Origin of the sequence: uncultured Agitococcus sp., from assembly GCF_937920075.1 — a bacterium.
Lineage (GTDB): Bacteria > Pseudomonadota > Gammaproteobacteria > Pseudomonadales > Moraxellaceae > Agitococcus.
The window spans coordinates 1-5,147 of sequence record NZ_CALETI010000264.1; the positions used below are offsets into that span (position 1 = coordinate 1).

At 39.0% G+C, this 5,147-nt stretch carries 5 protein-coding genes and 1 pseudogene; 2 read left to right on the forward strand and 4 right to left on the reverse strand.

The features are described 5' to 3' along the window. Positions 1 to 132 precede the first annotated feature (132 nt). Positions 133 to 558, reverse strand: coding sequence for a phasin family protein (locus Q0212_RS09020; RefSeq protein WP_297924683.1), 426 nt, complete (start codon positions 556 to 558; stop codon positions 133 to 135). Positions 559 to 779: 221 nt separating this feature from the next. Between Q0212_RS09020 and Q0212_RS09025 the strand changes: the two genes are divergently transcribed. Next, positions 780 to 1,463 carry an SCP2 sterol-binding domain-containing protein gene (locus tag Q0212_RS09025; RefSeq protein WP_297924685.1) on the forward strand — a complete coding sequence of 228 codons (684 nt, stop codon included), beginning with the start codon at positions 780 to 782 and terminating at the stop codon, positions 1,461 to 1,463. A gap of 106 nt (positions 1,464 to 1,569) precedes the next feature. Next, positions 1,570 to 1,782 (forward strand): hypothetical protein, encoded by a 213-nt coding sequence (locus tag Q0212_RS09030; RefSeq protein ID WP_297924686.1) that lies wholly within the window; start codon positions 1,570 to 1,572, stop codon positions 1,780 to 1,782. A 51-nt stretch (positions 1,783 to 1,833) separates the two neighbouring features. Here Q0212_RS09030 and sixA read toward each other — a convergent pair whose 3' ends face one another. The 3 genes and pseudogenes from sixA to htpG all read right to left on the reverse strand — a co-directional run. Beyond that, the gene (sixA, locus tag Q0212_RS09035; protein WP_297924688.1) at positions 1,834 to 2,301 is read right to left on the reverse strand and encodes a phosphohistidine phosphatase SixA; all 468 of its coding nucleotides are present in this window, start codon (positions 2,299 to 2,301) and stop codon (positions 1,834 to 1,836) included. A 5-nt stretch (positions 2,302 to 2,306) separates the two neighbouring features. Then, positions 2,307 to 3,314: pseudogene (locus Q0212_RS09040) on the reverse strand (NAD(P)H-dependent glycerol-3-phosphate dehydrogenase); the annotation flags it as partial. Positions 3,315 to 3,435: 121 nt separating this feature from the next. Beyond that, positions 3,436 to 5,147, reverse strand: a 1,712-nt coding sequence (htpG, locus tag Q0212_RS09045; protein ID WP_297924690.1) for a molecular chaperone HtpG, incomplete at its 5' end; no start/stop codon positions are given.

Sequence of the window (5,147 nt, forward strand, 5' to 3'; positions counted from 1 at the left end):
GCTCTTTATTTAGTAAAACCTTTGATTTTCAACCACGATATGGTTTAAAAGATATTTTTGCACACTACCAAAACTTAAAAACCTAACACAAAAAAACAGCCCAATTAAGGGCTGTTTTTTTCTTCACAAAGATTATTTTTGTGATTTCTGATTTTCACGCATTTGATCGGTTAACTGTTGCAATACTTGCGTTAAGGTATCTAAACGTTGATTAATAGAATCTAATTCACGTTGATTGGGAATACCCAAACGACCCAAAGCAGCAGATAACTTGTCATCAAAAGCTTTTTCTACTTTTTCACGAGTATCACTGGCTTTTTCTAACACCTTATCACGTGCTTCAACCACAGTTTCTACCGTATTATCCGCAATATCACGGGTTTTAGCTTCTAATTCCGCACCCACTTTGACTAAATTATCAAAGACTTTACCACCTTCTTCTTCGGCACGCGAAAATGCCCCTAAACCTGCCAACCAAATATCTTGCGTATATTTACGCAACTCAGCAGCAGATGAAAACTTACGTGGTTTATCACCCGATTTATTGTCAGTTGACATATATCCCCCCAATAGCCCAAATTACTTTAAAAATGTCACAGATACTTTGTTAGAAGATAACTTACCAACAAAAATGTACAATTATTTTTACTAAAGGTGGCTATACTAGCACTTTAAGGGCTAGCATTAAGACAAATTGTCTGACAATATTGACCATCAATAATTTATGCGATACTTTCGACGTTTTAGCTGTCACCATAGAATTTAGGTATATAACAAAGATGGGCAGTCAACAATATCAACAACAACATCCTTCATCACTTGCTTATTTTTGGCTAAATAGTTTAGAGAGCCTACTCAATGCTTTTGTCGAATTAGACCCCACGACACGTCATCAATTGGTGCAACTAGAAGGCATTGTTGTTAGAGTTAAAACTTTTGCCCCCTATCAAGTTTTTTATCTTTTATTTACCAGTCATGGTATTGAGGTCAGTCCACAACCTCAAGGTGAAGTACAAATTCGTCTAAGTGGCAAAGTGCGCGATTTAGTATGGACTTTTTTGGGCTTAGAATCCGAACAATATGCCGAATCTAAGGGTCATTTACATTTGTGGGGCGACAACACGCTTTTGCAACAATTACGTGGTTTACTGCAAGAATTTAATATTCGTTCGGCAATTGCTCATTGGCTAAAAAGCCATTTACCCCTCAATGCCTTGTGGCACAAATTAACAGAACAAGACCTGTCGTGGCTGCGTGATTTACAACCCATTCCCGAGTTAATTAAACAAACAAGGCAAGAAATCGCTGTGCTGAACAGCGAATTACAACAACAAAAACAACAAATCAATGAGTTACAGAGTTTAGTTAAACAACAACTTAGCTATAGTCAATCTTTATTAAAATTAAGTATTGCGCTAATTGTTTTAAGTAGTAGCTTGATTATATTAAACTTTATTCATTAATATACCGTCATCTTCTTTTACACTTTTGCTGATAATAGTCATTGTCAGCGATTGATTGTTGAGATGAAATAAACAAGTCTCTCATTAACCTAAGCAGACGGACAATATGATTACTATCGAAATTACTAATCTAGATGAATTAGTCAAAGAACATCGTGGCCCAGTGACCGCTCTATTGGGAAAGATTGTGGCTGATGTTGAAGGTGAAGTCGAAAAAATTATTATGGAAGAAATTCGTAATGAGTTTGAACGTCGAGGGGTAAGAGCAAATTTTTGTAGTATTGAAGGCATTCGTTTACGCCGAATTATTACTGCTTAAGTACCTTAAGACTTACGCAAGACTGCGTAAGTCTTTTTGCTGTTACTACGTTTAGTTAGGTATAAACTTTGCCAATACTTTTGCCATTCCCAATCCAAAAATAGGCATATCTAATACTTGCGCCTCCGCTAAATCAAAACCTGAAACAAGATGAATGGGCTCACCCGTCAATAACGAAGCTAAACGTGCAACAATTGGCATGTGACACACGACAGCCACCACTGCCGAATTAGGCAACATCAAATCATCTAACCATTCAAATGCTTGTTTAGGATCATCATCTGGGGTGATTTTTTCACAAATGGTCATTGGTACATCAAAGGTTTGCGCAATATGATATGCCGTTTGTTGTGCACGCACATAAGGGCTAACAATCAAGGCATCTAATTGATAACCTTGATTGACTAACCAAGCAGCTGTTTGTTGTGCTTGAAATTCTCCCTCAGACGTTAAAGCACGTGCTGCATCTGTCGTTTTTAAAGATTCTGCTTGACCATGACGTATTAAGATTATCTGCATAAATATCACCGATTTGGTAAAACAAACTCAACATCACTACGTTGCCCACTATTCATCATTTTAGCAGCAACTTCAGCAATTGGCTGTTCATTATAAATCACCTCATACAAGCCAGAGACAATCGGCATATAGACACCTAATTTATCCGCTTGTTGTTTCACTTGTTTAATGGTGTTGATACCTTCTGCTGTTTGTTCTAAGTCAGCAATAATGTCATTTAACTTTTTACCAGACCCTAGGGCAAAACCCACTTGATAGTTTCGGCTTAATGGTGAACTACAGGTTGCAAACAAATCGCCAACCCCAGCTAAACCTAAAAAGGTTAAAGGGTTTGCACCAAGTTGTACGGCAAAACGACTCATTTCAGCCAAAGCACGTGTTAATAACATACTACGGGTATTTTCACCCACTTTATTGGCTTGCGCCATGCCAGTCGCAATGGCATAAATATTTTTTAATGCGCCACTTAACTCCACACCATAAATATCAGTATTAGCAAATACTCTAAAGTATGGGCAAGCTAACACTTGATGAACAGTGGCACGTAAATCAGGGTCTAAGCTGGCAATGACAGTACCTGCTGGCATTTTGGCAGCAATTTCTTTGGCTAAATTAGGACCACTTAATACGCCTAATCGCGCATTCGGCACTTCTTCACGGATAATTTGACTCATTAACGAAAACGTATCTGCTTCAATACCCTTAGTCATACTGACAAGCATTTGTTTAGCTTGAAAATGAGGTTTTGCCGTTTGAATCACTTGTCTAAAGGCTTTACTGGGAATAGCGACAAACACTAAGTCAGCTTGACTCACTGTTTGCGCTAAATCGGTGCTAAATTGTAAAGTGGGATGTAAATCAAAACCTTTAAGATAACGGGTATTTTGATGAGTGGCCTGCATCTCTGCAACAAGCTCGGCATCACGTAACCATTGCGTGGTTTGACAACCATTACCTGCTGCTAAATTGGCAATTACAGTACCAAAACTACCACCACCTAATACAGCAACACGCGGCTTAGATAAGGTCATACTTATTCCTATGTAAATTATTTCTCTTCACGATAGCAAACTTTAGACGTTTAAGCAAAATAAAGGGCGCATACGCGCCCTTTATCAATTTGTAGTAAGCTTATTACACTAATTCCATCAATAAGCTATTTAAACGCTTCACATAAGCTGCTGGATCGGCCAGTGCACTACCTTCTGCTAAAGTTGCTTGATCTAAGACAATCAGGGCTAAGGTTTCAAAACGTGCATCATCATTCGTGTTACTGAGTCGTGCTACTAATGGATGGCTTGGGTTAATCTCTAACGTAGGTTTAGATTCTGGTAACTTTTGACCACTTGCCTCTAATAATTGACGCATTGCTGCACCCAAATCATACTGACTACGCACCAAACAAGCTGGTGAGTCCGTTAAGCGTTGAGTGGCTTTTACCGCTTGAACCTTATCAGCTAAGATTTTTTGCAAACGCTCAACTAAAGGCTGACTGGTCTCTTGCAATTGTTCTTCGGCTTTTTTGTCCTCTTCGCTGCTTAAACTGCCTAAGTCCAAATCACCTTTGGCAATATGTTGGAATTGTTTGCCGTCAAACTCGGTTAAATGGGTCATTAACCATTCGTCTAAACGGTCTGTTAACAACAATACCTCTACACCTTTTTTACGGAACACTTCTAAATGTGGACTTTGGCTAGCGGCAGTAAAGTTTTCGGCGGTGAGATAATAAATTTTCTCTTGGCCTTCTTTCATACGCGCGACATAATCGGCTAAAGCCACAGATTCAACCGCATCGCCTGATAAGGTAGAGGCAAATCTTAATAATTTTAAGACTTTATCTTGGTTACTTTGATCTTCAGCAACACCTTCTTTTAAGACATTACCAAACTGTGCCCAACAAACCGCGTAGTCTTCGGCTTTGCTGTCGGCCATGCTGGTCAACATATCTAACACACGACGTGTTAAAGCAGACTTCATGCTATCAACAACTTTGCCTGATTGTAATAACTCACGCGAAACGTTGAGTGGTAAATCATTAGAGTCGACAATGCCTTTGACAAAGCGTAAATACATTGGCAAGAATTGTTCGGCATCGTCCATAATAAATACACGTTGCACATATAATTTTAAACCACGAACACCATCACGTTGATATAAGTCATGGGGCGCACGTTTTGGTACAAACAACAACGAGGTATATTCTAATTTACCTTCAACTTTATTGTGATTCCATGCCAATGGGTTTTCATAATCATGGGCAATGTGTTTATAAAATCCTTGATATTCTTCTTCGCTAATTTCGTTGCGTGGGCGTGTCCATAAAGCGGCTGCTTTATTAACGGCCTCATAATCACCCACTTCTTCTTTGCCTTCGTCATTCCATTTTTGTGCTTTCATACACACAGGAATAGCAATATGTTCGGCATATTTGTGAATGATATTTTTTAAGCGGAAAGCGTCAGCGAATTCTTCTTGGGTAGGACGTAAATGTAAAACGATGGTTGTACCACGCTCAGCTTTGTCAATGCTTTCTACAGTAAATGCGCCTTCGCCTTCAGATTCCCACTTCACAGCCTCAGAAGCGGCTGCACCTGCACGACGGGTATACACTTCTACTTTTTGGGCAACAACAAAGGCCGAATAAAAACCAACACCAAATTGACCAATTAATTGCGCATCTTTCTTTTGGTCACCTGTTAAGTTTTTAACAAATTCTGATGTGCCAGAGCGTGCAATTGTGCCTAAATTATCAATTACTTCTTGACGGCTCATGCCAATACCGTTATCACGCAAGGTAATGGTTTTGGCTTCTTTATCAACATCAATCCAAATTTTTAATTCAGGAT

What these genes read in the sequence shown, in the direction of transcription:
- Q0212_RS09025 (WP_297924685.1), top strand. Translation starts at nt 780, where the DNA reads ATGGGCAGTCAACAATATCAACAACAACATCCTTCATCACTTGCTTAT.
- Q0212_RS09020 (WP_297924683.1), bottom strand. Translation starts at nt 558, where the DNA reads ATGTCAACTGACAATAAATCGGGTGATAAACCACGTAAGTTTTCATCT.
- sixA (WP_297924688.1), bottom strand. Translation starts at nt 2,301, where the DNA reads ATGCAGATAATCTTAATACGTCATGGTCAAGCAGAATCTTTAAAAACG.
- Q0212_RS09030 (WP_297924686.1), top strand. Translation starts at nt 1,570, where the DNA reads ATGATTACTATCGAAATTACTAATCTAGATGAATTAGTCAAAGAACAT.